Origin of the sequence: Segeticoccus rhizosphaerae, assembly GCF_009192725.1 — a bacterium.
GTDB classification, from domain to species: domain Bacteria; phylum Actinomycetota; class Actinomycetes; order Actinomycetales; family Dermatophilaceae; genus Segeticoccus; species Segeticoccus rhizosphaerae.
Genome location: NZ_VOHR01000313.1, coordinates 1 through 4,274 on the forward strand (window position 1 = coordinate 1; position 4,274 = coordinate 4,274).

The 4,274-nt window shown below is 71.4% G+C and carries 2 protein-coding genes; one reads left to right on the forward strand and one right to left on the reverse strand.

All coding sequences use genetic code 11. The features are described from left to right. The coding region (gcvP, locus tag FRW57_RS18015; RefSeq protein ID WP_152186646.1) for an aminomethyl-transferring glycine dehydrogenase at positions 1-2,159 on the forward strand (2,159 nt) is incomplete at its 5' end. Between the two features lie 33 nt (positions 2,160-2,192). Here the strand turns inward: gcvP and FRW57_RS18020 are convergent. Further along, positions 2,193-4,274, reverse strand: a 2,082-nt coding sequence (locus tag FRW57_RS18020; RefSeq protein WP_275263187.1) for an SbcC/MukB-like Walker B domain-containing protein, incomplete at its 5' end; no start/stop codon positions are given.

Genomic DNA, 4,274 nt, shown 5'->3' on the forward strand with positions numbered 1-4,274 from the left:
CCGGTCGGTGTTCGGCGGCGGCCGACCTGCTGGCGCTGACCCTGCTGCGCGAGCCGGCGCAGTGGGGTGCGGACGTCGCGGTCGGCACCACGCAGCGGTTCGGGGTGCCGATGGGCTTCGGCGGACCGCACGCGGGTTACATGAGTGTGCGGAAGGGGCTGGAGCGGACGCTGCCCGGCCGACTGGTCGGCGTCAGCGTCGACGCCGACGGTGCCCCCGCCTACCGGCTCGCCCTGCAGACGCGCGAGCAGCACATCCGGCGCGAGAAGGCGACCTCCAACATCTGCACCGCACAGGTGCTGCTCGCGGTGATGGCGTCGATGTATGCCGTGTGGCACGGGCCGGACGGTCTGCGCCGCATCGGCCGAGCGGTGCATGCCCACGCTGCCGCGTTGGCGACCTGTTTATCTCAGGGTGGAGTAGAGATTGAGACATCCTCCTTCTTCGACACCCTCACGGTGCGCGTGCCCGGCCGGGCACGGCCGGTCGTCGCCGCGGCCGCGGAGCGGGGCGTCAACCTTTGGGCGGTCGACGACGACCGGATCTCGATCAGCACCGACGAGACGATCACCCTGACGCACCTGAGCGCGGTCTGCGCCGCCTTCGGTGTGGAGGAGCCGACGCCGGAGTCGCTCCGGGAGGCGATGGCGGCCGGCCCGGTCTGGTCGGCCGAGCAGCAGCGGGAGACCGACTTCCTCACCCACCCGGTCTTCCACAGCCACCGCAGCGAGACGGCCATGCTTCGCTACCTGCGCACGTTGGCCGACCGGGACTACGCACTCGACCGCGGCATGATCCCGCTCGGCTCCTGCACGATGAAGCTGAACGCCACGACCGAGATGGAGCCGATCACCTGGCCGGAGTTCGCCAACCTGCACCCGTTCGCCCCGGCCGATCAGACCGAGGGGCTGCGGGCACTGATCGGGCAGCTGGGAGACTGGCTCGCCGAGATCACCGGCTACGACGAGGTCTCGCTACAACCCAACGCCGGCTCGCAGGGGGAGCTCGCGGGACTGCTGGCGATCCACGCCTACCACCGCTCTCGCGGGGAGACCGGTCGCAACGTCTGCCTGATCCCCGCCAGCGCCCACGGCACCAATGCCGCCAGCGCGGTGATGGCCGGGCTCAAGGTGGTCGTGGTCAAGACCGCCACCAGTGGCGAGATCGACATGGAGGACCTCGCGGCGAAGGTCGACCAGCACCGCGACAGCCTTGCCGCGATCATGGTGACCTATCCCTCCACCCACGGGGTCTTCGAGGACACCATCAGCGACCTGTGTGCTCTCGTGCACGACGCCGGAGGCCAGGTCTACCTCGACGGGGCCAACCTCAACGCGATGATGGGCCTGGCCCGACCCGGCCACTTCGGTGGCGACGTGTCGCACCTCAACCTGCACAAGACCTTCTGCATCCCGCACGGCGGAGGTGGGCCCGGCGTCGGCCCGATCGGGGTGCGCTCCCACCTCGCGCCGTTCCTCCCCAACCACCCCTTCTCCGAGGAAGCCGGCCCCAAGTCCGGTGTCGGCCCCATCTCGGCCGCGCCGTTCGGCTCGGCGAGCATCCTGCCGATCTCGTGGGCCTACGTGCGGTTGATGGGCGGCGAGGGTCTGACCCGGGCCTCGCAGGTGGCCGTGCTGTCCGCGAACTACATCGCGGCGCGGCTACGTGAGCACTTTCCCGTGCTCTACGCCGGCGCCGACGGTCTGGTGGCACACGAGTGCATCCTCGACCTGCGAGACCTCACCAAGCGCACCGGCGTCACCGTCGATGACGTGGCCAAGCGGCTGATCGACTACGGCTTCCACGCGCCAACCATGTCGTTCCCAGTCGCCGGCACCCTGATGGTCGAGCCGACCGAGTCCGAGGACCTGACCGAGCTCGACCGGTTCATCGAGGCGATGATCGCGATTCGCGAGGAGATCGCGCAGGTGGAGTCGGGATCGGTGGAGGCCGCCGAGAGCGTGCTGCGGCACGCCCCCTACACGGCCCAGTCGATCGCGGGGGAGTGGTCGCATCCGTTCGACCGGATGACCGCGGCCTACCCGAAGGGCGTGGACCCGACGGCGAAGTACTGGTCTCCGGTCCGCCGCGTCGATGGCGCCTACGGTGACCGCCACCTGGTCTGCTCCTGCCCGCCGCCCGAGGCCTTCGAGGACTGACCCCACCAGGGACCCTCACTGAGCAGCGGAACGTCAGGCGGCGGGCTCGTCGGCGAGGGTGGTGCAGACCGACAGGTGCGACCCGGCCGGGGTCTTGGTGACCCGGACCTGAGCGCGGATGCGCTGGCGCAGCTCCGGCACGTGGCTGACGATGCCGACGGCACGGCCGCCGGCACGCAGGTCGTCGAGGATGCCCATGACGTGTTCGAGGCTCTCCTCGTCGAGGCTGCCGAAACCCTCGTCGACGAAGAGCGTCTGCAGGTCGAGGCCGCCGGCCTCGGCGCGGACGGCGTCGCCGAGGCCGAGAGCGAGCGCGAGCGAGGCGAGGAAGGCCTCGCCCCCGGACAGGGTGTTCGTCTCGCGCTCGATGCCGGTCCAGGCGTCGGTGACCCGCAGGCCAAGGCCGCTGCGCGCCCCACGTGCTGCCCGCGCGTCCGAGTGCCGCAGGGTGTAGCGGCCGTCGCTCATCACCCCGAGCCGCTCGTTGGCGTAACGCGCAACCTCCTCGAGACGTGCGGCCAGGACGAACGCTGACAGCCGCATCTTGAGCTCGTTGTCCGGCCCGGTGCCGGCCACACACTCAGCGAGGTCCTGCAGACTCCTGTGTGCGGCCTCCTGGGTGTCGAGCCGCTCGAGCGTCGTGTGGATCTCACGCGACAGCTGACGCAGCCTGCTCTCGGCGCGCGCGTAGTGCGCGGCAGCGCGGTCGGCGGCCGTGTGTGACTCGCGTGCGTCGCGCTCGAGCTGGGTCAGCGCTTCCAGGTCGGGGACGTCCTTCGCCTGTGCCGCCATGACCTCCGGCTCCGCGAGCACCGCCTCCGCCGTCTCCCGCCGTCGGTCGAACTCGCGCAGCTCTCGCTCCAGGGCGGCCATCTGGTCATCCGACCGCGACGCGGCGCGGGCCGCCTCGGCATCGGCGAAACCGTTCTCAGTCAGTGCCGTCTGCAGTGCGTCCCGCGCCCGGGCCAGGACACGGTGCGCCGACGCCCGCTCCTGCAGCGCAGCGGCCAGCCCGGCCAGCAGCTCGGTGGCAGCGCGGTGTCGGGCAACGATGTCCTGTAGCTGCTGGCCGGACATCTCCAGGCTGCTGGCCGGTGGTTCGTCGAGGCCGCCGGCGGCCGGTTCGCTGTCCGGCCCGTCCGGAGTGAGCGCAGGGTCTGCGCAAGGGCAGTGCTCGTGGTGCTCCCTCATCAGCTTGGTGAGGTCCCTGACGGCACTCCTCGCCTCCGCCAGTGCGGCATCCCGCGTGGCGGCAGCCACCGCGAGGGTGTTCCGTGCGGCCTCTTGGTCTGCTCGGGTGCGTTCGGCGGAGGTGGCCAGCGCCTGCCGCTCCTGCTCGGCGTCGTCGCGCGCCTGACCCGCCTCCTGCGCCTCGGTGGCTGCGCGCCTCGTCTCGTCGGTCAGGCCCTGCAGCTGATCGATCGTCACGTCCGCTGGGTCATAGGCCAGGCCCAGACCGCTCAGACACGCGCCCAACTGCTCGACCTGGGTGTCGTGCCGAGCCCGGACCGTGGCCAGCTCGTGCCGGACCTCGTCGTGCGCCGTGCGGGACGCTGCTGCACGCCGCTCGGCCGCTTCGATCTGGTGTGAGGACACGGTCGCGGTGCCCTCTGCGGGACGCGGGTGCTCCGCGGATCCACAGACGGGGCAGTCCTGCCCGTCGACCAGGCCGATGGCCAGCTCGGCGGCCATCCCCTCGATGCGCAGCCGGTGCAGGCGCACCACCTCCTCGCCGTCGGCCAGGGAGGCTGGCGCGAGCACGGACTCCTGATCCGTCAGAACGTCGATCCGCTCTGCAGCCTGAGAGCGTGAGGTGGCCAACGACACGGCCCGGCGCAGCGCGGAGTCACGGGAGCGATGCGCTTCGAGTTTCGAGGCCACGGCAGACAGGGCCTCGAGCTGCGCGGCGAGGGTCTTGCGGCGCTCCTCGTGCTGACACGCGACCTGCTGCAACCGCTCCACCTCCGCCGATTGCGCCGTCACCAGGGCGGCGTGCTCATCGGCCCGTGACCGGCTCGATCGCCCACGGTCGAGGGCGGCCCCCGCGCGGGTGAGGGCGGCTGCCGCCGAGCCGACCTCTTCGGCGAGGAGGCGCACCGCGGGCAGGTCGGTCCC